This is a genomic window from Streptomyces coelicoflavus, from assembly GCF_045041415.1.
Lineage (GTDB): Bacteria > Actinomycetota > Actinomycetes > Streptomycetales > Streptomycetaceae > Streptomyces > Streptomyces coelicoflavus.
Map to the genome: position 1 here is coordinate 687,017 of NZ_CP108218.1, position 24,619 is coordinate 711,635.

18 protein-coding genes are annotated in these 24,619 nt (G+C 72.9%); 5 read left to right on the forward strand and 13 right to left on the reverse strand.

From position 1 onward, the window contains the following. Window positions 1–74: 74 nt before the first annotated feature. Together OHA99_RS03210 and OHA99_RS03215 are read left to right on the forward strand one after the other, a co-directional pair. Window positions 75–1,121, forward strand: a complete 1,047-nt coding sequence (locus OHA99_RS03210; protein WP_164381361.1) for a LacI family DNA-binding transcriptional regulator — start codon at window positions 75–77, stop codon at window positions 1,119–1,121. A 114-nt stretch (window positions 1,122–1,235) separates the two neighbouring features. After that, window positions 1,236–2,579, forward strand: a complete 1,344-nt coding sequence (locus tag OHA99_RS03215) for an amidase (RefSeq protein ID WP_153176730.1) — start codon at window positions 1,236–1,238, stop codon at window positions 2,577–2,579. A gap of 7 nt (window positions 2,580–2,586) precedes the next feature. On the opposite strand, the gene OHA99_RS03220 is transcribed toward OHA99_RS03215, so the two are convergent. Next, window positions 2,587–3,069: a GNAT family N-acetyltransferase gene (locus OHA99_RS03220; RefSeq protein WP_405693886.1), complete on the reverse strand. Its 483-nt coding sequence runs from the start codon at window positions 3,067–3,069 to the stop codon at window positions 2,587–2,589. A 55-nt stretch (window positions 3,070–3,124) separates the two neighbouring features. Next, window positions 3,125–3,298, reverse strand: a complete 174-nt coding sequence (locus OHA99_RS03225) for a hypothetical protein (protein ID WP_007389762.1) — start codon at window positions 3,296–3,298, stop codon at window positions 3,125–3,127. Window positions 3,299–3,778: 480 nt separating this feature from the next. Between OHA99_RS03225 and OHA99_RS03230 the strand changes: the two genes are divergently transcribed. Further along, window positions 3,779–4,222, forward strand: a complete 444-nt coding sequence (locus tag OHA99_RS03230) for a hypothetical protein (RefSeq protein WP_381500753.1) — start codon at window positions 3,779–3,781, stop codon at window positions 4,220–4,222. Window positions 4,223–4,229: 7 nt separating this feature from the next. Here OHA99_RS03230 and OHA99_RS03235 read toward each other — a convergent pair whose 3' ends face one another. The 8 genes from OHA99_RS03235 to OHA99_RS03270 form a co-directional block, all read right to left on the reverse strand. Then, window positions 4,230–5,732, reverse strand: coding sequence for an SDR family NAD(P)-dependent oxidoreductase (locus tag OHA99_RS03235; RefSeq protein WP_366471481.1), 1,503 nt, complete (start codon window positions 5,730–5,732; stop codon window positions 4,230–4,232). 103 nt (window positions 5,733–5,835) lie between these two features. Next, on the reverse strand, window positions 5,836–7,176 hold the full coding sequence (locus tag OHA99_RS03240; protein ID WP_405693891.1) for a wax ester/triacylglycerol synthase family O-acyltransferase: 1,341 nt from the start codon (window positions 7,174–7,176) through the stop codon (window positions 5,836–5,838). A gap of 185 nt (window positions 7,177–7,361) precedes the next feature. Continuing rightward, on the reverse strand, window positions 7,362–9,683 hold the full coding sequence (locus OHA99_RS03245; protein WP_405693894.1) for a GH92 family glycosyl hydrolase: 2,322 nt from the start codon (window positions 9,681–9,683) through the stop codon (window positions 7,362–7,364). Between the two features lie 101 nt (window positions 9,684–9,784). Beyond that, window positions 9,785–12,175, reverse strand: coding sequence for an RICIN domain-containing protein (locus OHA99_RS03250; RefSeq protein ID WP_381500744.1), 2,391 nt, complete (start codon window positions 12,173–12,175; stop codon window positions 9,785–9,787). A gap of 99 nt (window positions 12,176–12,274) precedes the next feature. Beyond that, the gene (locus tag OHA99_RS03255) at window positions 12,275–14,899 is read right to left on the reverse strand and encodes a PA14 domain-containing protein (RefSeq protein WP_405693897.1); all 2,625 of its coding nucleotides are present in this window, start codon (window positions 14,897–14,899) and stop codon (window positions 12,275–12,277) included. Between the two features lie 197 nt (window positions 14,900–15,096). Then, the gene (gene glgC / locus OHA99_RS03260; RefSeq protein WP_042822757.1) at window positions 15,097–16,317 is read right to left on the reverse strand and encodes a glucose-1-phosphate adenylyltransferase; all 1,221 of its coding nucleotides are present in this window, start codon (window positions 16,315–16,317) and stop codon (window positions 15,097–15,099) included. A gap of 11 nt (window positions 16,318–16,328) precedes the next feature. Next, the gene (gene glgA, locus OHA99_RS03265) at window positions 16,329–17,531 is read right to left on the reverse strand and encodes a glycogen synthase (RefSeq protein ID WP_153176738.1); all 1,203 of its coding nucleotides are present in this window, start codon (window positions 17,529–17,531) and stop codon (window positions 16,329–16,331) included. A gap of 99 nt (window positions 17,532–17,630) precedes the next feature. Further along, a complete protein-coding gene (locus OHA99_RS03270) occupies window positions 17,631–18,389 on the reverse strand; it encodes a (2Fe-2S)-binding protein (RefSeq protein WP_366471476.1) in 759 nt (252 codons plus the stop codon). A 228-nt stretch (window positions 18,390–18,617) separates the two neighbouring features. Here OHA99_RS03270 and OHA99_RS03275 point away from each other — a divergent pair, with 228 nt between their 5' ends. After that, complete coding sequence (locus OHA99_RS03275; RefSeq protein ID WP_405693901.1) at window positions 18,618–19,769, forward strand: DMT family transporter; 1,152 nt, start codon at window positions 18,618–18,620, stop codon at window positions 19,767–19,769. 12 nt (window positions 19,770–19,781) lie between these two features. On the opposite strand, the gene OHA99_RS03280 is transcribed toward OHA99_RS03275, so the two are convergent. Next, complete coding sequence (locus tag OHA99_RS03280; protein ID WP_405693904.1) at window positions 19,782–21,092, reverse strand: transglycosylase family protein; 1,311 nt, start codon at window positions 21,090–21,092, stop codon at window positions 19,782–19,784. Window positions 21,093–21,489: 397 nt separating this feature from the next. Between OHA99_RS03280 and gndA the strand changes: the two genes are divergently transcribed. Next, window positions 21,490–22,929 (forward strand): NADP-dependent phosphogluconate dehydrogenase, encoded by a 1,440-nt coding sequence (gndA, locus tag OHA99_RS03285; protein WP_153176742.1) that lies wholly within the window; start codon window positions 21,490–21,492, stop codon window positions 22,927–22,929. Window positions 22,930–23,439: 510 nt separating this feature from the next. On the opposite strand, the gene OHA99_RS03290 is transcribed toward gndA, so the two are convergent. Together OHA99_RS03290 and OHA99_RS03295 are read right to left on the reverse strand one after the other, a co-directional pair. After that, window positions 23,440–24,201: an aspartate/glutamate racemase family protein gene (locus tag OHA99_RS03290; protein ID WP_405698883.1), complete on the reverse strand. Its 762-nt coding sequence runs from the start codon at window positions 24,199–24,201 to the stop codon at window positions 23,440–23,442. A 43-nt stretch (window positions 24,202–24,244) separates the two neighbouring features. Next, a complete protein-coding gene (locus OHA99_RS03295; protein WP_164141769.1) occupies window positions 24,245–24,589 on the reverse strand; it encodes a GNAT family N-acetyltransferase in 345 nt (114 codons plus the stop codon). Window positions 24,590–24,619: the final 30 nt, after the last annotated feature.

Genomic DNA, 24,619 nt, shown 5'->3' on the forward strand with positions numbered 1-24,619 from the left:
ACTACTAATGCGCTTTAGGATCTTCGCACTCAAGCGCTTTAGCTCTGACGCTCGCACCGAGGAAAGGAACGCGCATGCCGGCCAAGCGGCCCGCCGCGCGCCGGCCGACGATGAAGGACATCGCGCGGCGGGCCGGCGTCTCCGAGAGCGCGGTGTCGTTCGCGCTGAACGACCGGCCGGGGGTCTCCGAGGTCACCCGGGACCGGGTGCGCCGGGTGGCCGAGCAGCTCGGCTGGCGGCCCAGTACGGCGGCGCGCGCCCTGTCCGGGGAGGGTTCGGCGACGGTCGGCTTCGTGCTGGCGCGGCCCGCGCACACCCTCGGCGTCGACTCCTTCTTCCTGCAACTGGTCTCGGGGATCCAGGAGGTGCTGGCGGGCCGGCACCTGGGGCTGCTGTTCCAGGTGGCGCCGGACGTCGAGGACGAGTGCGCGGTCTACCGGCGCTGGTGGGCCGAACACCGCGTGGACGGCGTCCTCGTGGTCGACCCGCGCACCGACGATCCGCGTCCGGACCTGCTCGACGAACTCGGCCTGCCCGCCGTGGTGATCGGCGGCGCGCCGGACGAGCGCCATCCGGGGCTGTCGACGGTGTGGGCGGACGACGCGGGCGCGATGGCCGCCCTGGTGGACGGGCTGCACGCGCTCGGGCACCGGCGGATCGTCCACATCGCCGGGCTGCCGGGCCTCGCCCACACCCAGCGCCGTATCCGCGCGCTGCGCGCGGAGGCCGGGCGGCGGGGTCTCGGCGAGGTCGAGTCGGTGACCACCGACTACTCGGACGCGGAGGGCGCGGCCGTCACCCGCCGCCTGCTGGAGGCGCCCGCTCCCCCGACGGCCCTGATCTACGACAACGACGTGATGGCCGTCGCCGGGGTCGCCGCGGCCACCGAACTGGGTTTCTCGGTACCGGCGGACGTGTCCGTGGTGGCCTGGGAGGACTCGGCGCTGTGCCGCATGGTCAAGCCGTGGCTGTCCGCCCTGTCCCGGGACAGTGTGGAGTTCGGCCGTACGGCGGCCACGGAGCTGACCGCCCTGCTCGACGGCGGTCCGGCCCGGACGGTGCGGGTGCCCGTGCCACGCCTGATCGAGCGGGACAGCACGGGACCGGCCCGGGGGATCTGAACGCGGCCGGGCGGCCCCGCGCTCTCGACGTGCGCGCCTCGGACGGGCAGAGTGCTGTCCTGCGTACTCATCAGTAATCCAGCACCCCCGTCACCGCACCCCTAGGAGCCCTCCGTGACCGACCGGGCCGGCCGCACCGCCGTCGAGATCGCCGCCGCCGTACGGGAGAAGCGGGCCACGCCCCGCGAGGTGGTGGCGGAGCACCTGGCCCGGATCGAGCGGCTGGACGGCCGCGTCGGCGCCTTCCGCGCGGTGCGGGCCGAGGCGGCGCTCGCCGAGGCCGAGGAGGTGGGCGCCCGGGGTGATCTGGGCGAACTGCCGCTGGCCGGCGTGCCGGTGGCGGTCAAGGACAATCTCGCGGTGCGCGGGGAGTCCACCCGGGTGGGCTCGGCCGCAACCCCGCACACGCCCGCCGACGCCGACCACGTCACCGTGGCCCGGCTGCGGGCGGCCGGCGCGGTGGTGGTGGGGGTGACGAACGTGCCGGAGCTGTGCGTGTTCGGCACCACCGAGGGGGTGCTCGGCACGGCCCGCAATCCGTGGGACCCGGCCCGCTCGGCGGGCGGTTCGTCGGGCGGAAGCGCGGCCGCGGTGGCCGCCGGGATGGTGCCGCTCGCCCTCGGCAACGACGGCATGGGCTCGCTGCGCATCCCCGCGGCCAACTGCGGGCTCGTCACCCTCAAGCCGGGCCGGGGCGTGGTCCCCGCGGGCATCGGCGAGGGCGACTGGTTCGGCATGTCGGAGAACGGGCCGCTGGCCACCACGGTCGCGGACGCCCGCCTGATGCTCACGGTCCTCGCGGACGACCCCCTGCCGGAGCGCGAGGACTCCGGCGCCCTGCGCGTCGCCGCCTCGCTGCGCAGTCCGTTGGCCGGCGTCCCCGTCGCCCGGCCGTACGCGCGGGCCCTGCGCGAGGCGGCCGGGGTCCTGATGAAGGCGGGCCACCAGGTACGGCGCGCCGACCCGCCCTACCCGGCGTCCCTGGGGGTGACCGCACTGACCCATTGGACGGCCGGTACGTCGGTGGACGCACGCGGCCTCGACCGGCGGCTGCTGACCAGGCGCACGCGGGTGCACGCGGCCCTCGGGCGGCGTTTCGTCGCCCGGGTGGCGGACGGCGCGGACCGGGAGCGGCTGCGCGAACGCCTGGAGCCGTTCTTCGCCGAGTACGACGTCCTGCTCACCCCGGCGCTGGCCCGCCGCTCCCCCGGCGCCGGGCCCTGGCACGAACGGGGCTGGCTGCGCAACGTGGTGGCGAACTCCGCGTACTCGCCGTTCACGCCGCCGTGGAACCTGACCGGCCTGCCCGCGATGTCGGTGCCGTTCGGCACGCTGGACTCGGGCGCGCCCTGCGCCGTGCAGCTGGTGGGGCGCCCGGGCTCGGAGGCGACGCTGCTGGAGCTGGCGGAGCGGATCGAGGCGCTCCGCCCCTGGCGCCGGACCGCACCGCTGGACTGAGGCGGTCCTACAGGGCGCGGTGCATGATGTACAGGCCGACCCGCCCGTGCCGGGGGTGGTCGAAGGCGTCCGGCACCGTGCCCAGGATCGTGAAGCCGAGGGAGGTCCACAGCCGCACGGCGGGGTTGGTCTCGACGACGGCGTTGAAGACCATGGCCCGGCATCCCTCGGCCCTGGCCGCCTCCAGGACGTACTCGGCGAGGGCCCGGCCGGTGCCGCGTCCCGCCCGGCCGGGGTCGACCATGAAGCCGGCGTTGGCGATGCGGGCGGCGGGGCCGCCGTAGTTGGGCGTGACGTAGGCGGAGCCGACGACGGCGCCGGAGTCGTCCTCGGCGACGTAGACGCGCTTGGCGGGGTTCGTCCACAGGGCCCGGGCGTCCTCCTCGGAGGTGTCCGGGTCCCAGGCGTAGGTCTCGCCGGCGGCGACGATGCGGTGCCAGAAGGGCCAGATGTGCGGCCAGTCGCCGGGCGTGGCTTCCCTGATCAGCATGGGCGTGAGTCTGGCACGCCCATGCGCCCGGCGGCCTCGGTGGGTGGCGGGCGGGTCAGTCCACGCTCGGCAGGATGTGCGGCTCGGCGAGGTCCTCCTCGTAGCCCGCGAGACGGATCGGGGCGGAGCGCGCCCACACGTCGAGGCTGCCGATCTCTCCGGGCCTGCGGGCGCGCCCGCTGCGTTCCTCGGTGCGTTGTTCTGGCTTCGTCGTCGTTTCCGGTGTCACCGCGCACTCCTTATGTGTCGGGTCACCCTCGGGGCCTGCCGACGCCAGTCTCCTGTCCGGCACCCGGCGCCCGCTCGAGTGTGGGTCGAATGCAGATGCAGATCGGACGCGGTGGCGCCGGAACTCGTACGGAAGCAGGCCGTTGTGAACCGGCTCGTCCCATGACGGACTCTGGGTGTGGGTAGTGCCCTGTGCTGCCGTCCGTCCGGACCAGATTAACCAAATGAGCGGGGGCGCGCTCTATGGGGCTCAAAAGATGGGAGAACCATTGCCCTTCACCTCGCGCGCAGTTGGCCCAAGTCTGCCCCGATTCCTCCGCTTCCGCACCGCGCGCAACTCACCCGTTCGGCCTACACCGACGTCCGCACCTGCGAATACGGGTGGAGGGCTCGGGCGCAATTAAGTTGCCGTTGGCTGCCTCGCAAGCTCGCCATGGTCTGCTGCCGGTCGGCAACGGCTGTCTCGTGGGAGGACCGAGGCATGGAACTGCGCAGCGTCGAGGAGCTGATGGACCTGCTGTACGCCTGCCGGGGCGAGCGGCCCGCGGCCGGGCCCGGCGGTGGACCCCGCGATCCGCACGGGCACGCCCTGCGGACGGCCGCGCTGCTGCGCCGGCGCCGCCCGGCCGACAAGGAGCTCCAGGTCGCCGGGCTGGTGTCGCCCGTGGGCCGGCTGCTGTGGCCGGGCGCCCCGGCGGCCCGGACCGCCGACGCGGTACGGCCGCTGCTCGGCGTGCGCGTCGCCCGCCTGGTGCGCCGTCAGGCCCGTCCCGGCGACCGGGCCCACGACGACGACCTGGTCAGCCTGCTTCAGGCGGACGACGAGGCCCGCACCGCCGACTTCGACGCGGGGGTCCTGGAGGACTGGCGTTCGGTGCTGGAGCTGACGGCGGCGCGGAACTCGCGGCTGGGCCTGGTGGACTGAGGCTCCCTCACCACTTTCCGGGTGCGTAGTCCTTGAGGAAGACGCCGTAGAGATCCTCGCCCGCCTCGCCGCGCACGATGGGGTCGTAGACGCGGGCGGCGCCGTCGATCAGGTCGAGCGGGGCGTGGAAGCCGGCCTCGGCCAGGCGCAGCTTGTCGTAGTGGGGGCGTTCGTCGGTGATCCAGCCGGTGTCGACGGAGGTCATCAGGATCTTGTCGGTGTCGAACATCTCCTGGCCGCTGGTCCGGGTCACCATGTTCATCGCCGCCTTGGCCGCGTTGGTGTTCGGGTGCCCGGCGCCCTTGTAGCCGCGGGCGAAGACGCCCTCCATGGCCGAGACGTTGACGACGTAGGCGCGCCCCGCCGGGGCCTTGCGCGCGGCCTCGGCCATCGAGGCGCGCAGCGCGCTGATGAGGATGAACGGCGAGGTGTAGTTGCACAGCTGGGTCTCGAGCAGTTCCACCGGGGAGATCTGCTCGATGGTCTGCACCCAGGTGTTGGAGTCGACCACGTCGGGGACCAGTCCGCCCGCGTCGATGGCGGTCCCCTCGCGGTGCCGGACCACACTGGCGTTGCCGGCGACCAGGGCGAGGTCGGCCACCTGCTGCGCGTCGAGCCCCGAGGTGCCCAGCGGCAGCGCGGCCAGTCCGTCCACGGCGCCGGAGTTGAAGGCGCCGATGACGTGGTGGGCGGGCAGCTCCCCGGCGGGCAGCGGGGCGCTCTCGCCCTCGACCAGCGCGCCGTACGCGGAGGGCAGCCGGCGCACGGTCTGGGTGGCGTTGTTGATCAGGATGTCGAGCGGCCCCTGCTCGGTGACCTGCTCGGCCAGGGCCACGGCCTGGGCGGGGTCGCGCAGGTCGATGCCGACGACCTCCAGGCGGTGCATCCAGTCCGCGGAGTCGTCCATCGCCTTGAAGCGGCGGATGGCGTCCTTGGGGAACCGCGTGGTGATCGTGGTGTGCGCGCCGTCGCGCAGCAGCCTGAGTGCGATGTACATGCCGATCTTGGCCCGGCCGCCGGTGAGCAGCGCCCGCTTGCCGGTGAGGTCGGCGCGGGCGTCGCGGCGGGCCCGGTTCTCGGCGGCGCAGTCCTGGCAGAGCTGGTGGTAGAAGTAGTCGACCTCGACGTAGCGCTGCTTGCAGATGTAGCAGGAGCGCGGGCGCTGCAGTATGCCCGCGATCGTGCCCTCCTCCGTGCGCGAGGAGGGCAGCAGGCCCTCGGTCTCGTCGTCGATGCGCTCGGCGGAGCCGGTGGCGGTGGCCTCGGTGACCGACTTGTCGTGGGCGGTCTTGGCGGCCCGGCGCTCCTGGCGGCGGCGCTGCTTGACCATGCGGTAGATGTGCGAGGTGGCCCGGCGGACCGCGACCGCGTCGGGGTGGTCGACGTCCAGCTCGTCGAGTTCCCTCAGTACGTCGAGGCAGACGGCGAGCCGTTCGGGGTCGATGCCGGGGCCGTACGCGGAGGCGGCCGCCTCGTCCGTGGTCGCCGGGCCGTCCTGTGTCACCGTCATCGCCGCTGCCGTTCCCTGGTCACCGTTGCGGCGCTCCGGGAGGCGACCGCTGTCGAACAGCGGATTTTATTCAGCGTGCGGCCCGGATCCAAACCGGCCGGGGTCAGGGACGGCAGGCCGTGAGCAACGTCTCCACCTCGTCGGCCACCGCCAGGGCGAAGCGGTCGAGGTCCGGCACGGCCTTCCCGTCGGCGAGCAGACCGAAGTGCACCTGGCCCCGGTACGTCGAGACGGCCACCGCGAGGGAGTGGCCGCGGGCCAGGGGCGCCAGCGGGTAGACCTCGGTGAGGGGGTGACCTCCGAGCCGCAGCCCGAGGCTGGGCAGGGGCACGCTCGTGACCAGGATGTCGAACCAGAGCCGGGCGGCCCCCGAGACCAGCGGCCCGCCGAGCCGGTGGCCGAGCGCCGGCACGTGGTCGGCGAGCAGGGCGACCGCTCCGGCGCCGCGGCCGGGACCGGCGTCCTTGTTGCGGTCCATGGCGACGCGGACCGTGCCGAGGCGGGAGAGCGGGTCGGGGTCGCCGACCGGAAGCCGCATCAGGTAGCCGGAGAGCCGGTTCCCCTGGGGCCGGGCGGTGCGCGGGCGGCGCTTGGACACGGGGATGAGGGCGCGGGGCGCGACGCCCTCGCTGCCGTCGCCGCGCTCGTCCAGCCAGCGGCGCAGGGCACCGGCGACGACCGCGATCAGCACGTCGTTGACCGTGCCGCCGGTGGTCTTGCGGACGTGGTGCACGTCGTCGAGGTCGACGGCCACGCCCGCGATCCGGCGCGTCCCGGAGGACTCGGCGGTCAGCGCGGGCGAGGAGCGCACGTCCAGGGTGGACAGGGCCGCGGCGGCACCGATGTCCAGGGCGCGGCCGACGTCCGAGAGGGCGTCGCGCAGCCTGCCCGGCAGCGTGCGCACGTCGGGCAGGAGCCCGCGCGGCGGCCGTGCGGGGCGGGGCCGGGGGGCGGGGAGGTCCATCGGGTCGAGGACCCCGGCGGCCAGGGTCAGGGCGCGCAGGCCGTCGGCCAGGGCGTGGTGGAACTTGAAGAGCACGGCGAAGGCCCCACCGTCCGCGCCCGGCAGCACGTGCGCCTCCCAGGGCGGCCGCCCGCGCTCCAGGGGGCGCTCCATGAGGCGGCCGGCCCGGGCGTGGAAGTCCGTGGCCGGGGCGTGCAGCCGCACGTGGTCGAGCGGGTCGAAGCGCGGGTCGGGCTCGCGGGTCGCGCCGCCGAAGGACAGGGGTGCCCGCAGGCCCGGCTCCGGCTGCCAGGTGTCCCGGATCCTCATGCGCAGTCCGGGCACCGCGGGGGCGCGGGCCGCGAGCAGGTCCGCGGCGTGGGCGGCCGCGGTGGGCGAGTCGGCCTCGAAGACGCCGAGCGCGCCCAGGTGCATGGGGTGCTCGGCGGACTCGATGTTCCAGAACGCCAGGTCGAGGGGAGCGAGCGGATCGGGAGTCAAGGGCTTGCCTCGCAAGGACGACGCGTGGGCGGCGGGTGGGCCGTGGGTGGACAAGCAGTCAATCGCCTCCCGTCGATTACGGTCAAGTACGATCAAGTTACGCACAGTTAACAGTGGATAAAGTCCCGCCCCTTTCGGCAGGGGCGGGACTGCTGCGACTCATGGGGCATCTGGCTGACGTCGGCCTACGTCAGCGGCGGCGGCACCGCCTCCGTCGAGGTTCCCCACCCGGACGGCTGCGGGCCGACCGTGAACGCGAGCGACCGCACGGAGCGCAGGGCGTCCGTCGTCAGCCAGGTCCGGGCGTAGGCCGAGCCGTCGGCGCGGGCCGACTGGACGTACCGGTCGGTGTCCGAGGTGCCGGGCGCGGTGATCGTCAGGGCGCCGCGCGGGTAGTAGCGGCGGTCGAGGGTGAGGTCGACGCGGTCGAAGACCGGGGTGGACAGGCCCCAGGTGTCGTAGCCGGGCTGGATCGGGAAGATCCCGATCGAGGACAGGACGTTCCAGGCGGACATGGTCCCGAGGTCGTCGTTGCCGGTCATGCCGGTCGGCGTGTCCGTGAACAGGGTGAGTGCCGCGTGCACCACGTCGGTCGTCTTCCAGGGCTGCCCGGTGGACAGGTAGGTGTACGGGGCGATGAGGTCGGGTTCGTTCTGCGGGTTGTACTTGTCGGCGTTGTAGTAGTCGTACGGCCCGTTCACCCAGACCTCGCGGGCGGTCTTCGCCGGGTCGGCGAGGAGCCGGTCGTAGGCGAAGAAGGAGTCGAGCCGCTCGTTCGCGGCCTCGGTGCCGCCGATGAGGTCGATCATGCCGGGCAGGTCCTGCGGCACCAGCCACTGGTACTGCCAGGACGTGCCCTCGTGGAAGCCCTCGCTCTGCGCCGGGTCGGCCGGGCCGGTGAAGGCGCCCTCGGCGTCACGGGCGCGGAAGAAGCCGGTGGAGGGGTCGAAGACGTTGCGGTAGCTCTGGGCGCGCTCCGCGTACCGCTCGGCGTCCGCGTCGTGGCCGAGGTCGCGGGCCATGCGGGAGAGCATGGCGTCGGACAGGGCGTACTCCAGGGTGGCGGAGGCGCCGTGGTCGTAGTCGGAGTCGCCGGGCTTGGCGTGCGGGCGGCCCTTGACGTACGGCGCGAAGCCGTCGGCGAGGTACTCCCGGTTGGCCTCCCGGCCGACGGCCGGCGAGTCGGTGGGCGGGACGCCGTCGGCGTTCTTCTTCAGCGCCCGGTAGGCCTTCTCCTCCCAGCCGTGCAGCAGGCCCTGCTGGTAGGCGTTGGTGAGGAAGGGGGTCACCGGGTCGCCCGTCATGATGTTGGTCTCGACGGTGCCATAGCCCCACTTGGGCAGCCAGCCGCTCTCCTCGTCGATCTTGATGACGGAGATCGCCATGTCCCGGGCCTCGCGGGGCGCGAGCAGGGACAGGAGCTGGGACTGGGTGCGGTAGGTGTCCCACAGGGACCAGTTCTGGTAGTACGTGAAGCCCTTGGCGCGGTGGATCTCCTGGTCCCAGCCGGTGTAGCGGCCGTCGACGTCGCTGCCGACGTTGGGTGCGAGGAAGGACCGGTACAGGGACGAGTAGAAGGTGCGGCGCAGGGTGTCGTCGCCGCCCCGGACCCGGACGTCGTCCAGCCGCTTCTCCCAGGTGCGCTGTGCGCCGCGGCGCACGTGGTCGAACGAGTGCCCGCCCTCGGCGCGCAGGTTGCGCGCGGCGCCGCGCGCGTCCACGTAGGACAGGGCGGTGGTGGCCTCGACGGTGCGGTCCTTCGTGGTGTCGAAGCGCACGTAGGCGCCGTCGCCGCCGGTCTTCGAGCCCGCGGTCACGGTGCCGTCGTCCCAGGTGCCGTAGGAGGCGAAGGGCCGGTCGAAGCGGGTGATCGTGTAGACGGTGTACGGCTTCGTGTCCTGGCAGAAGCCGCTGCCGGTGATCGCGGTGCGCACGGTGCGGCTGTCGAGGACCTCGACCTCGGCGGAGATGTTCCTGTGCAGCGACTGGCCGGCGTTGAGCAGGACGTTGGCCTTGTCGGTGGCCGGGAAGGTGTAGCGCTGCACGCCGGTGCGTTCGGTGGCGGTCAGTTCCGCGTCGACGCCGGAGTCGAGGCCGACGCGGTAGTAGCCGGGGCTCGCCTCCTCGTCGTCGTGGTTGAAGGAGGCGGCGTACTTCGCGTAGTCGGTCTCGGTGACGTCGCCGGTGGTCGGCAGCACCGGCAGGTCGCCGCCGAGTCCGCAGCCGACGCCGGAGAGGTGGACCAGGGAGAAGCCGCGGATGTGGGTGTCGGAGTGGTCGTAGCCGGTGTTGTGGCCGGTGTCCGGCGAGAACTGCACCATGCCGAAGGGCACGGCGGCACCGGGGTAGGTGTTGCCCTCGTTCTCGGTCCCGATGAAGGGGTTCACGAGGTCGGTCAACGGTCCGTCGGGGGCCGCCTGGGCGGCGGGTACGGCGAGGGCGCTCGCGAGGAGCGCCGCCGCGGCGGCGGCCGTCGCCGCGCCGCGCAGCCGTTCGGTCCAGCTCATGGAAGGTGCCTCCGTCTTTCTTTCTCGTGCGTCCGTCTTCTTCTCTCGTGTTCTCCGGTCCCGCCCGGCCCGCTCGGCCCCGCTCGGCCCCGCTCGGCCGCTCAGACGAAACGCCAGAGGTGGTCGTCGGTGCCGTTGTCGTCGAACTGGACGACCTGGGCGCTGTCGGCGGTCGACATGCCGTCCACGCCGAGGACCTTGCCGCTGTGCTTGTTGCGGATCAGGAACCAGCCGTCGCCCTGGTCGGCGAAGGCCCACAGGTGGTCGTCGGTGCCGTTGTCCTCGTACTGCACGACGCGCGCGCTGTCGGCGGTGGACATCCCGTCGACGCCGAGGACCTTGCCGCTGTGGCCGTTGCGGACGAGGAACCAGCCGTCGCCCTGGTCGATCCGCTGCCAGGCGTGGTCGCCGGTGCCGGTGTTGGCGAACTGCACCACTCGGGCGCTGTTGGCGGTGGACATCCCGTCGACGGCGAGGACCTTGCCGCTGTGCTTGTTCTGGACGCGCCGGAAGGGCGGCTCGGGGACCCAGGGGGTGCCGTCCGGGGCGGCGGTCGGGAAGGAGGCGATGCGCAGCCGGGCGGCGGCCATCGGGATCAGGGTGACCTCCTCGACCCGTGCGGTGGAGCGGGCCGGGCTCGGCTGGAGCGGGGCGATGACGTGCTCGTCGTCCGCGACCCACTCGGGGATGCGGCGGGCACGGGCGGTGAGCCGGACGGGCACGGTCTCGTGGGTGAACGGGTTGTCCGCGACCCGGGCGCGGACACGGCGGAAGACGGGCGCGGCGCCGGGCACGAGGCCGTAGTTCCACGGCGTGGTCGCGTGGACCGCGTACTCGGGGAAGGTGTCGTCGCCCGCGTACCGGACGTAGCGCTCACCGATCTTCAGGGCGTACGTCAGCGGCCCCCGGTCGACACTGACCGAGCCGTGGTTGCCCGGCCAGGGGCGCAGGGTGGTCCGCTGCGGCAGGCGCAGGGTGACGCGGTCGCCGTCGGACCAGGTGCGCTCGACGCGGACGAAGGCCGGACCGTCGGCCGCGGGCACGGGCCGGCCGTTGACCCGCACCCGCGGCCCCTCGCACCAGCCCGGTATCCGCAGGCTCAGCGGGAAGGCGACACGGCGCGGTGCCGACACGGTGAGGGTGATCGTGTCGTCGAAGGGGTAGTCGGTGTCCTCGGTGACGGTCACCCGGGTGCCGTCGGCGCCGACGGCGGCCGTGACCCGGGAGGGGGCGTACATCGCGGCGGCCAGGCCCCGGTCGGGCGTGCCGAGCCACAGTTCCTCGGTGAAGTAGGGCCAGCCCATGCCGTAGTTGTGCGGGCAGCAGCGGTAGTTGTCGACGCCGGGCTGGTAGGCCTGCATGGCGAAGCCGTTCTGGAACTGTCCCTGCGTCTTGCGGGCGTTGTCCAGGTCGACGCTGTTGGCGCTGGTGACGTAGTGGACGGCACGGCCCTCGGGGTCGAGGGCGGCGGGCAGCGCGTTGAAGGCCAGGTCCTCGCAGCGGTCGGCCCAGACCGGGTCGCCGGTGATCCGGACCAGCAGCTCGTGGGCGGCCATGAACTCGACGACGCCGCAGGTCTCGAAACCCTGCCGCGGGTCACCGAACCCGGGCCGGATGTTCTCGTCCCCGGCCAGCCCGCCCCCGGGGAACTGCCCGTACCCGCCCATCACCCGCTCGTACGTGTCATAGGTGGCGCGGGTGTCGGCGGCGGAGCCGGAGAGCTGGGCGTACTGGGCGGGTTCGCGGAAGCCCTGGGCGATGTTGACGTTGTGCGGGCTGGGCAGCGGGCCGGTCCAGTCGGCGCCCCAGGTGTGCATCTTCTCGACGAGGTCGAGCAGGAAGGCGTCGCCGGTGCGGCGGTGCAGCCACAGCGCGAGGTCGATGCCGTCGCCCCAGCGCAGCGAGACCCAGCTGGAGTCGAAGGCGCCCTTGCCCTGGGCGTTCATGAACCGCAGGAACCCGGTGAACAGGGGCAGGATCCGCGGGTCGCCCGCGTACTCCTCCCAGGTGCGCAGTGCCTGGAGCAGGGGCAGGAACGGCCAGAAGTCGGGCCCGCCGTTGAGCGAGGTGCGCAGCGCCCGGGGACCGAAGAAGCCGTCGTCCTGGCGGGTGGCGAGGATCGCGTCGATCCAGCGGCGGGACCGGTCCAGCGCCTCGGCGTCACCGGTGGCGACGGCGAGGGGGACGTATCCGCGCAGCCAGTACGGCAGTTCCTCCCACCCGCCGTTCTGGGGGTGGACCCAGCCGGAGGTCGCGAAGTCGAGGAAGTGGGAGCGCTCGGCGTAGCGGCCGCACAATCCGTCGAGCTGGAGGCGGAGTTGTCCGGCGAGCCAGCCGCGCGCGGTGACGCTGCCGGGCGCCAGCCGGGTGAAGGCGTCGGAGGCGGGGGCGCCGGCCGCGGCGGCGGGTGCGCCCAGTGCGGGCACCCCCACGGCGAGCGCGCCGACGACGAGGGAACCGCGGTGCAGGAAACGGCGTCGGTCGAGAGTCATGGAGCTCCAGACGGGACGGGAGGGGTCGCAGGTGCCGGAGTGCGGGGGCGGGGGCGGGACGCACGAGGCGCCCCGCCGTGGGTGTCGCGTGTCGTGCGATCAGGCGCAGTTCGCCGGGGTGGCCCGGGAGATGTCGTCGATCAGTTGCTCGTGGGCCGCCCTGATCCGCTGCACATCGGGCTTGACGACCTTGCGGTCGTACGTCAGCAGGCCGTTCAGCTCGCCCTCGACGTCCGTGATCTGTGTGTAGACCGCGCCGTTGCCGCCCTTGCAGGCGAGGGCGCGCACCTCGTCGAGCTTGGTGAGGTAGTCGTCGGTGTACGTCGCCGGGTCGACGTCGACGTAGGACTGCTGCACCGACCAGGCGTGGCCGGGCACGGCGAGGCCAAGGCCGCCGTACTCGCCGCTGACCAGGGCGCGTTCGCCGTCGGGCGACGGGGGCAGCGCGGGGCTCGGATAGCCGTGCTCGTCCATGATGTCGCCGGCGCCGCCGTCGGCCCCGAGATTCAGGCCCGACTGGTTGTTGACGAGCCGGGTCGGGTCCCAGGCCTTGGCCTGCGCGGCGACGCGGCCGATGTCGTACTGGCCCCAGCCCTCGTTGAAGGTGACCCACATGATGATCGACGGGTGGCTGACGTGTTCGTCGATCATCTCCTTCATCTCGCGCTCGTACTCGGCGCGGGCGGCGGTGGACGGGTTCTTGCCGGCGGTCATCGCGGGCATGTCCTGCCACACCAGCAGGCCCAGCCTGTCGGCCCAGTAGAACCACCGGTCGGGTTCGACCTTGATGTGCTTGCGGACCGAGTTGAAGCCCATCTCCCTGTGCGCCTTCAGGTCGTACGCGAGGGCCTCGTCGGTGGGCGCGGTGTGCAGACCGTCGGGCCAGAAGCCCTGGTCGAGGGTGGCCATCATGAAGACGGGCTCGCCGTTGAGCATGGTGCGCGGTACGCCGTTCACCTTCTCGACGGCGATGGAACGCATCCCGAAGTAGCTCTCGACCCGGTCGTGTCCGACGGTGACCTTCAGGTCGTACAGGAAGGGGTCGTCGGGCGACCACAGGCGCGGGGCACGGATCTTCAGGGTCAGCGGCTCACCGGTGCGTCCGCTGACCGTGGCGACCTTGCGGTGCCCGGCGTACGCCGTGGCCTTGACGCGTACGCCGTCGCGCACGCCCTTGGGCTCGACGGTCAGGGTGCTCGCCGACCCGTCCACGTGCGGGGTGAGCTTCAGGGAGTCCACGTGGTCCCGGGCGACAGGCTCCATCCACACGGTCTGCCAGATGCCGGAACTGGGCGTGTACCAGATGCCGCTCGGGTCCAGGCGCTGCTTGCCGAGCGGCGGGTTCTCGCCGTTCGCCGCGTCGGTCGGGTCGTAGACGCCGACGATCAGCTCCTGGGTGCGGCCGGGCTTGAGGGCGTCGGTGACGTCGGCGCTGAACTTGTCGTAACCGCCCTTGTGGCCGGCGACCTTGGTGCCGTTGACGTACACCTCGGACTGCCAGTCGACGGCGCCGAAGTTCAGCCTGAGCCGCTGGCCGTGGCCGATGTGCCAGTCGCGGGGCACGGTGAAGGTGCGGCGGTACCACATGCGGTCCTCGTGCCGCTGGATGCCGGAGAGCTGGGACTCCACCGGGTACGGGACGAGGATGCGCTCCTTGAGGTTCTTGCCGACCGGCGGCTGCTCGCCCGCCTCGGCGGCGGCGAACTGCCAGCGGCCGTTGAGGTTCTGCCAGTCGTCGCGGGTCAGCTGCGGGCGCGGGTACTCCGGCAGGGCGTTGTCCGGCCCCACCTCGTCGGCCCACTCGGTGCGCAGCTCGTAGGTGGACTCGTTGCCGCCGCTGCTCCAGAAGGCGTTGACAACGTTGCCTTCGGCGTCGGTGAGGCCGCCTTCCCCGTCGTAGCGGACGTCGGCGGTGCCGGGCGCGTCCCCGTCCTTGTTGCCGACGACGGGCTGGTCGAGGGCGACGAGCAGGGCGCTCGGGTCGGCGGGGTCGAGCCTGGTCTCGCCGAGCGGCCACTCGGCGCCGCCGATCACGGTTTCGAGGTGGTCGGTGAAGCCGGCCGGAGGTACGGCGAGGGGGCTCGCGAAGTCGAGCCTGAGGGTGCGGCCGGTGGACTGGACGGTGGTCGCCGTCGCGCCGTTGTACTCGAAGCCGTCGGGCAGACGGAACGCCGACTGCGGGATCGCCTCCTTGCTGCCGCCGGGCTCGGTCCAGCGCAGGTGGAGGTTGGAGCCGCCGTAGTGCTCGAAGTACTCCAGTTTGATGTCGTAGGACTGGCCGGCCGTCAGCTCGATCGGCTGGGCGGTCTGTTCGCGGTCCCAGTCGTCGACCCAGTGGTCGATGGCGAGCTGTCCGCCGATCCAGAGGCGGAAGCCGTTGTCACCGATGATCGAGAAGGTGTGGGCGCCGGTCTTCTCCGGGACCAGCTTGCCGGTCCAGCGGACGTTCACGTCGTCCGACTGGCCGGTGGCGAAGGCGAGTCGCGGCTCCAGGGTGTTGAAGTCGACCTGCTGGTCGAAGCCGGTGGCCTTGAGTTCGTGGAAGTCGAAGGCACCGGGGGCGGACTGGGTGTAGTACTCGCCCTTCAGGCCGTGGATCTCCGCGGTGTCGCCGGTGCCCGCCGGGTCGGCGGCGTTGGCGGCCGGGACGGCGGCGAGTCCCGCGACGCCGAGGGCGGCGGCTAGCAGCAGCGCGAGTCTGTCTCTGAGTCGTTTGGTGCGCACTGACCCTCTCCTCGAGAACGGGTGACGGCTGGTGGCCCGGACATCGATGTCATGCAACGTCATACAACGATGTAAGGCAGAGGTGCAGTGGCATGACAGCACGGATTCCGCTTGACGTCCAGGGACATGACAACGGCCCCGGGATTGACGCGCGTATCGCGCGGCCCGGGGCCGTGGTCCGTCCGGCCGTCCCCGCGTCACGGCACCCGCTGCCCCTTGCCCAGCGCGATCACGCCGCCCTTCGAGACGGTGTACAACTCGCCGTCACGCTGCGGGTTGACACCGATCGTCGCGCCCGGCGGCACCTCCACGTTCTTGTCGAGGACCGCCCCGCGCACCACCGCGCCCCGGCCGATGTGCACGTTGTCGTGCAGCACGGAGCCCTGCACGACCGCCCCCGGGTCGACGACCACGCCCGGCGAGAGCACGGAACGGGTGACCTGGCCCCGGACCAGGCAGCCCGCGCTGATGATCGACTCGCCGGCGATGCCACCGCCGTTGAAGCGGGCGGGCGAGAGCTGGGTGGAGTGGGTGTAGACGGGCCAGTCCCGGTTGTAGAGGTTGAACGCGGGCCGCTCGGCGATCAGGTCCATGTGGGCGTCGTAGTAGGCGTCCAGCGTGCCCACGTCCCGCCAGTAGCCCTGGTCCCGTGAGGTCTCCCCCGGCACGTGGTTGGCGCTGAAGTCGTACAGCGCGGCCTCGCCCCGCTCGGTGAGCTGGGGCAGGATCGAACCGCCCATGTCGTGCACGGAGTTCTCGTCCTCGGCGTCCCGGTGCAGGGCTTCGATCAGGGCCTTGGTGGTGAAGACGTAGTTGCCCATCGAGGCGAAGACGCACCCGGGGTCGTCGGCCAGTCCGGGCGGGTCGGCGGGCTTCTCCAGGAAGCCGGTGACGGTCTGCCCGTCGGAGCCCGGGGTGATCACACCGAAGGACGGCGACTCGGCGCGCGGGACCCGTATCCCGGCGACGGTGACGCCCGCGCCGGACTCGATGTGCTGGGCGAGCATCTGGCGCGGGTCCATCCGGTACACGTGGTCGGCGCCGAACACCGCGACGTACTCGGGCTGTTCGTCGTGCACCAGGTTCAGGGACTGCAGGATCGCGTCGGCGCTGCCCAGGAACCAGCGCGGGCCGAGGCGCTGCTGGGCGGGGACGGGGGTGACGTAGTTGCCGAGCAGGCTGGACATCCGCCAGGTGGTGGTGATGTGCCGGTCCAGGGAGTGCGACTTGTACTGCGTGAGCACGCAGATCCGCAGGATGTCCCCGTTGACCAGGTTGGACAGCACGAAGTCGACCAGGCGGTACGTGCCGCCGAAGGTGACCGCGGGTTTGGCGCGGTCCGCGGTCAGGGGCATCAGGCGTTTGCCCTCTCCGCCCGCCAGCACGATGCCGAGCACCGAAGGACCTCCACGACGCATGGCCGCTCCCCTCACCCTCGTTCACCCTCGGCCGCCCCGGGCGGGGCGGCTCGAGCCCGCTTGAGGATCTCCTCGTACAGCCGGACCGTGCGGCGCGCGACCGCGTCCCAGCCGAACTCCTCCACGGCGCGCGTCCGGCCCGCCTCGCCCATCCGCCGGGCGGCGGCCGGGTCGCCGAGCACGGAGTCCAGTGCGCGCGCGAGACCCGCCTCGAAGTCGTCGTCCCCGACGCCCTCTCTCGGGACGAGTACCCCCGTTTCGCCGTCAGCCACGACCTCGGGTATGCCGCCCACCCGGGAGGCCACCACGGGGGTGCCGCAGGCCATCGCCTCGAGGTTGACGATGCCGAGGGGCTCGTACACGGAGGGGCAGACGAAGACGGCGGCGTGCGTCAGGAGCTGGATCACCTCGGCGCGGGGCAGCATGCGCGGGATCCAGTGCACGCCTTCGCGGGCGCGGCTCAGCCGGGCGAAGAGCTCGCGGAACTCCTGGTCGATCCCGGGGGTGTCCGGGGCGCCCGCGCACAGCACGACCTGCGCGGCCGGGTCGATGTCCCGTACCGCGCGCAGCAGGTGGGGCACGCCCTTCTGGCGGGTGATGCGGCCGACGAACAGGACGTACGGGCGGGAGCGGTCCAGACCGATCCGGTCCAGTACGCCGGTGCCGTGGTCGGGCCGGTAGAGCCGGGTGTCGATGCCGTTGTGCACGACGTGGACCCGGGAGGCGTCGAGGGCGGGGTAGCAGCCGAGGACGTCGTCACGCATCGCGGCGGACACGGCGATCACGGCGTCCGCCGCCTCGACCGCGGTGCGCTCGGCCCACCCGGACAGGGTGTACCCGCCGCCCAGTTGCTCGGCCTTCCAGGGGCGCAGGGGCTCCAGGGAGTGGGCGGTCATCACGTGCGGGACGCCGTACAGGAGCTTGGCGAGGTGGCCGCCGAGGTTGGCGTACCAGGTGTGGGAGTGCACCAGTTCGCGCCCTTCGAGGGCGGCGGTCATGGCGAGGTCCACGGAGAAGGTGCGCAGCGCGTCGTTGGCGCCGTCGAGCGCGGACCAGGGGCGGTGGCGCAGCACGCCGTCGCTGCGGCCCTCGCCCCAGCTGTGCACGTCCAGGTCGACGAGGCGGGCGAGTTCCCGGGCGAGGAACTCGACGTGGACTCCGGCGCCGCCGTAGACGTCCGGCGGGAACTCACGGGTCAGCAGCCCCACGCGCACCCGGAACCTCCCGTCTCGGCGGCTGGTTCCCTCATGGTCACCCAGAGCGGGCGCCTGGGGAAGAGCGCGGGGGGCTCGGGGCGGAGGGTGGACCCGGGGTCACGAGGATCCGGGGGGACGCGTGAAGCAGCAGTCGCCGCAGACGCCACCGCCCGGTACCCGGTAGTAGAGGCAGCAGCTGCGGCGCCGGAAGGAGGTGCCGGTGAGCGTGCCGGTCCCGGCGAGCAGGGGGCGGGCCAGCAGGCCGACGGTGAGCGAACGGGCGCGGGCGGCGGTGTCCGTACGGCCCTCGCGGCGGGCCCAGCGCTCCAGTTCCCGTCCGGCGCCGGCCAGGGCGGAGGCCGCGTTGCCGCGCAGCAGCCCGGCCGCGACGCCGTAACGGGCGTGCACGGCCTCGGCGAGCGGCGCGAGGTGGGCGGTGAGCACGACGTCCGCGACGGTGTCGGCGTCCCCCGGCAGGGCGCGCACCTCGGCGAGCCACAGGTCGTCGGGGGCACTGGCGTCGGGGTCCCAGTGCAGCAGGCGGGGGTCGAGGTCGGGGACCTTCCCGTAGAGGGCGGCGCAGGCGAGGGCCACCGACCAGAGGCGGGCCGCGAGCCCCTGCTGGGCCACGGAGGCGGCGACCCGGGTCTCCGGGGTGCCGAGCGCGGCGGCGACCTTGCGGACGCGGAGGCCCAGCGGGTCGGGGCGCTGAACCGGAACATGAACGTCCGCCGCCACGTCCGCGTATCCCGGTGGGTAGGCGTGTGCCAGGGGCGCGAGAGTGGCGCTCCGCCGTGACGGAGCGGGCCGTGAGACGCGCAGGACGGAGAAGCCGCCGAGCGGGCGGAGGGCGGAGAGGCCGGGGTCGAGATCCACGGAGAGCAGTAGTATCAGGGCCCCTAAGGGGCTGATCCCGGGGTCCTGGGCCGCGAGTCGCCCACCCTGGGGAGGACGGCGGCGCCCGCGTACTCCATCGGTAGTAGGACCCGAAGAATGCTCAGGGACGACGACGGGAAGACCCTGAGACGGCATCGTGTTGTTCATGGATGACGACCGTTCGCCGCGCCGGGCCCAGCGCCCCCGCCTCACGCAGAGGAGCAGCCGATGAGCGCCCTCGCGTTGTCCGTGCTGCTGTCGCTCGTCTCCGCCGTGGCGTACGCGGGCGGGGCGATCGTGCAGGAGCGGGTCGCGGCGTCGTCCCCGGGTGCTCAGTACGCTCCGTTGCGGCGGCCCGCCTGGTGGGCCGCGGTGTCGCTCAACGGCCTGGGCGGTCTGCTGCACGTGGTCGCCCTCGCGCTCGGCCCGCTGAGCCTGGTGCAGCCGCTGGGAGCGCTCACCATCGTGTTCGCGCTGCCCATGGCGGCGTTCTTCGTGGGCCGCAGGGCCGGTGCGACGGCCTGGCGCGGCGCGCTGATGGCCACGGTCGGTCTCGCCGGTCTGCTGTCGCTGGTCGGTGCCTCGGACGCGCAGTCGCTGGACACGGCGCAGCGTGTCGGGGCGGCGGGTGTCACCGGCGGTGCGGTCGTGGCGCTGATGATCGCCGGCCGGGCCGCGCACCGGCATCCGGCGGTCCGCAGCATCCTGCTGGCGACCGCGTCCGGCATAGCCTTCGGCATGTCGTCGGTCTTCACCAAGACGGTCGCGGTCGACTGGTCCGGCGGGGTGTCCGCCTCCGACCTGCCGTCGCTGGCCGTGATCGGCGTACTGGCCACGGCCGGCATGGTGCTCTCGCAGGCCTCCTACCGCGGCGCCGGTCTCGCCGCACCGCTGGCCACGCTGACGGTCGTGAACCCGGTGGTGGCCGCGGTGGTCGGCATCACCATGTTCGAAGAGACGTTCCGCTACGGCACGACCGGGACCGCGCTCGCCCTGAGCTGCGGAGTGGTGGCCGCAGGCGGACTGATCATGCTGACGACGGAGCGGATCGCACGGGAGGGCGCCGAGGCCCAGGTCCGGGACGGGAACGGGGAGCAGAAGCAGGGGCAGGAGCAGGGTGGCAGTGCCGTGGCTGCGGTGCCCTCGGCAGCGACGGCCGCGGTGAACGCGGCGGCCCCTGCCGCCCCGTTGTCCGCCAAGGTCCTCGTGCCCTCCCCGGTGGCGCCGCCGGTTCCGGACACCGCCCCCGTCGAGGAGACGTACGACGTCCGGACACCGGCGGGGAGCGACGACACGCCGCTCTCCTACGGCCCCTTCTACGGCGGCCCGTTCGTCCCGCCGCCCATGGTCGGCCGCCGGCGGGTACGGATCAGGTCCTGATCGCGGGTACGGTCAGATCCTGACCCCGCCGGCCCGCAGATACGCCAGGGGGTCGACGTCCGAACCGAATCCGGGCCCCGTCCGCACCTCGAAGTGCAGATGCGGGCCCGTGACGTTGCCCGTGGCGCCGGAGCGACCGAGGCGCTGGCCGACGCCGACCGACTGCCCGGCCTTCACGGAGATCGCGGAGAGGTGCGCGTACTGGGAGTAGCGGCCGTCACCGTGCCGCACGACCACCTGGTAGCCGTACGAACCTCCCCACCCCGCGCTGACGACGCGGCCGGCCGTGACCGACTTGACGGAGGTGCCGGTGGGGACGGGGAAGTCGACGCCGGTGTGGTAGCCCTTGGACCAGGAGGAGCCCGCCTGGTGGTAGGGCGTTCCGGTGGCGGCGTCGACCGGGGCCACGACGGCCCGCTGGGCGGTGCTTCCGCCCGCCTTGCTCTTGCCCGCCTCGGCCTTGCCGCTGTCGGAGGACGACTTCTTCGGCGCCTTCGACGCCTTCTGCTGCTCCTGCCGCTTCTGCTGCTTCGGCTCCCGCTTCTGCTCTGTCTGCCGCTTCTCCTGCTTGTCCTGCTCGTTCTGCTTGTCCTGCTTGCTCGTCCGGGCGCCGGGCGCCTTGGTGGCCCCCTGGCCGCGCATCGAGAGCCGCTGACCGGGCAGGATCAGGTCGGGATCGGATCCGATCTCGCCGCGGTTGGCCTCGTACAGGCGCTGCCAGCCGCCCCGGACCTCGTGGGCGTCGGCGATGCCGGAGAGGGTGTCGCCGGTGACCACCGTGTACATCCGGGCCGTGCCCGCCCTGGACTGCGGTGTGGTCTGCGGCTGGACGTCCTTGACGGAGTCGGCCTTCTTGGCGGGCCTGACCGCGGACTCGCCGGCGGACTTCCCGTTCGACTTCTCGGCCCCCGCTCCCCCGGCCGGCCGGATGTCGGGCGTGTCGCCCCCGCGGGTCAGCCCGGCCCGCTGGGAGCACGCGGGCCAGGCACCGGGGCCCTGCGCGTCGAGCACCTTCTCGGCGACGGCGATCTGCTGGTCCTTGGTGGCCAGGTCGGCGCGCGGCGCGTACCGCGTGCCGCCGAAGGCCTCCCAGGTGGACTGGGTGAACTGCAGGCCACCGTAGTAACCGTTGCCGGTGTTGATGTCCCAGTCGTGGGTGGACTCGCAGGCGGCGACCTTGTCCCAGGTCGCCACGTCGGCCGCGTGGGCCGTACCGGTACCGACGAGGGGGAGGGCCAGTCCCGCGCCCCCCGCGGTGACGGTCAGTGAGGCGCGGTTGATCCTGTTCGGCTGATACCGGCGGTGCCGGCCGCGTACGGCCATGGAGGTCCCCCTCGACATTGCGTCAGGAGCGGCAAAAGTAAGCGCCGCGAACAGGCCATGACAAGACGGCAACCGGCCGGTTGGCCGCCCGAGTGGCCGGGATCGGGCGACCGTTGGCCCGATGCGGTGTCCGCCCGCTGAGGCACCCGGCCCCTTCCGCCCGTACTGGAGTCCGCGAAGCAGAAAGTGCGACCGGCATACCGGCACGTCAGCATGGTCGAGCACCCGAACCGGCCATACTGACGGGCACCGGCACCACGGACACAGGCACACGGATACCGGCACCACGCACACAAGGCACGACGTACACAAGGCACCACGGACACAAGGCACGACGTACACAAAGCACCACGTACACAAGGCACCACGGACACCAAGGTCATTAGGAGCCAACCCAATGAGCACTACAGCGCAGATCGGCGTCACGGGTCTCGCGGTCATGGGCCGCAACCTCGCTCGCAACTTCGCCCGCAACGGATACACGGTCGCGGTGCACAACCGGACCGCGTCGCGCACGCACGCGCTGGTGGAGGAGTTCGGCAGCGAGGGCGAATTCGTCGCGACCGAGACCGCGAAGGAGTTCGTGGCGGCGCTGGAGCGGCCCCGCCGTCTGGTGATCATGGTGAAGGCCGGTGACCCGACCGACGCGGTCATCCGGGAGTTCGCCCCGCTCCTGGAGCCCGGCGACATGATCATCGACGGGGGCAACGCGCACTTCGCCGACACCCGGCGCCGGGAGCGCGAGCTGCGCGAGCAGGACATCCACTTCGTGGGCACCGGCATCTCGGGCGGCGAGGAAGGCGCGCTGAACGGCCCGAGCATCATGCCCGGCGGCTCGAAGGAGTCGTACGGGTCGCTCGGCCCGATGCTGGAGAAGATCTCGGCGAAGGCCGCGGACGAGGCGCCGTGCGTCACGCACGTCGGCCCCGACGGTGCCGGGCACTTCGTGAAGATGGTGCACAACGGCATCGAGTACGCCGACATGCAGCTGATCGGCGAGGCGTACCAGCTGCTGCGCGACGTCGCCGGATACTCCCCCGCGCAGATCGCGGAGATCTTCCGGACCTGGAACACCGGCCGTCTGGACTCGTACCTGATCGAGATCACGGCGGAGGTGCTGTCGCACGTGGACGCGGCGACGGGCAAGCCGTTCGTGGACGTGGTCGTCGACCAGGCGGAGCAGAAGGGGACGGGCCGCTGGACCGTGCAGATCGCCCTGGACCTGGGCGTGCCGGTGTCCGGCATCGCGGAGGCGGTCTTCGCCCGCTCCCTGTCCGGTCACGCGGCGTTGCGGGAGGCCTCGCGCGGCCTGGCGGGCCCGAAGGCGGCGCCGCTCGGCGAGTCGGAGGCGGCCGCCTTCGCCGACCGCGTCGAGCAGGCGCTGTACGCGTCGAAGATCGTGTCGTACACGCAGGGCTTCCACGAGATCGCGGCGGGCAGCGAGGAGTACGGCTGGGACATCGACCTGGGCGCGGTCTCCGCGATCTGGCGCGGCGGCTGCATCATCCGCGCCGCCTTCCTGGACCGCATCCGCGCCGCGTACGACGCCCGGCCGGACCTGCCGAGCCTGCTGTCGGACGAGACGTTCGCCCAGGAGATCGCCGCCGCGCAGGACGACTGGCGCGAGGTCCTGGTCGCGGCGACCCGGCAGGGCGTACCGACCCCGGGCTTCGCCGCCGCCCTCGCCTACTACGACGCCCTGCGCGCCGAGCGGCTCCCGGCCGCGCTGACCCAGGGGCAGCGGGACTTCTTCGGGGCGCACACGTACCGCAGGACGGACCGGGACGGCGCGTTCCACACGCTGTGGGGCGGGGACCGGTCGGAGGTCACCGCGTAGTCCCCTTCCCGTCCCGGGCGTGTGCCGTCTCTCTCGGGTCCCTCAGGTCCCTCGGGCTCAGGTGAGCGGTGGCCCCGGCTCGGGACTGGGCACGGGCTCGGGCCCCGGCGGGATCGGCGACGGCGCGGGCCCGGGCGGTCCGGGGGGATCGGGCGGCGGCTGCGGACCGGGCCCAGGAGGCTGGGGCGTGGGCTGCGGACCGGGGCCCGGAGGCGGGGGCGGAGGGGTCGGTTCCGGGCCGGGGACCGGTGGCGTCGCCGGGTCGGGATGCGGGTGTGGGGGCTCGGGGTCCGGACCGGGGGTGGGTCCCGGGGTGGGCCCGGGCGGGACGGGATCCGGATGCGGGTTCGTCATGGCGCTGTCCTCCGGCCAGTCGGTCGACGTCGGCTCTCTGGACTTGTCCCCCGCCTACCCGAGGGCCGCCGCCCCACTCACCCAGCCGTACGAACCCCGGGGCCCGGGCGGCCCAGCGGGGCCACAGGTCCGGCGAGTCCAGCGGATCCAGGGTGCTCAGCAGATCCGGGCAGCGGGACCGGGATGCCCAGCGGACCCGGGGCGGCCATCGAGCCCGGGATGCCCATCGAGCCCGGGGTGGCCGACGGATCCGGGATGTCCAGCGGGCCCGGGATGGCCCAGGCGTGCCGCCACCGCCGCGGCGGCCAGTCCGAGGACGGGGCTGGCCAGCACGGGAACACGGACCGACGCCCTTTCCCCGGCCGGCGCCATGGACGCCTGAGCCAGAACGATCACGTCCGCGCCGGTCACGGCGTCGGCCGCCTCGGTCACCCGCCGCACGTAACCCTCGGTGTCGCCGGCCTCGAACCACGCCCAGGCGCCGTCCACCAGCCGGGTCCGCACCGTCACGGCACGGCCCGCGCGCCGGGCCTCCTCTTCGATCAGGGCCACCGTCGGAGCGAGCGTGGCCTCCAGGGCGGCGAGGACGAGCACACGCGGACCACTGGCCACCGCGGCGGCGGCCATGGGCCGGTCGACACGCAGGACCGGCACGCCGACCCCGTCCCGGGACGCGGCCTCCTCGGCAACGCCGCCGAGGGTGGAGCAGGTGCACAACACGGCGCCCGCCCCTTCCGCCACCGCCCGCCCCAGCACGGCCGCGACGGCGCCGGCCACCGCACCCGGTCCTTCGCTCCGCGCCCGCTCCAGCAGCCCGGCGTCGACGTGGTGCCGCAGGGTGAGCCCCGGATGCGCCGCGTCACGCAGCGCGTCGAAGACCGGAACGTGAACGGGCGAGGTATGCAGGAGCGCCAGCACGCCCGCCCCCGTGAGTGTCTCGGACGTCACCGTCGGAGGCCGATCAGAACAGTCCGGGGTGCGCCACGAGCCATTCCTTGGCCGCGCGCAGCAGCTCGGGCTCGGCGGCGGGCGCCTCGTCCGGGTGCCGTTCGGCCCACTTCACGACGTACGGGCACAGCGGGGCGACCGTGACGCCCTCCCGCCGTGCGATCCCGTACAGCTCGCGTGCCAGGGATCCGGCGATGCCCCGACCCTCGTGGGCCGGTTCGACGATCGTGTGGACGGGGACGAGAGCCTGCCCGGGGGCGTCGAGCACGAAGTACTCGATGCGGCCGACGACCTCTCCAGCCGCGACCGCCTCCAGCCGCCCGGCCGCCCGGTCGTCACGGATCTCGATGTCACTCACGGCCACACTCCTCTTTCCAGGGGATCAGCA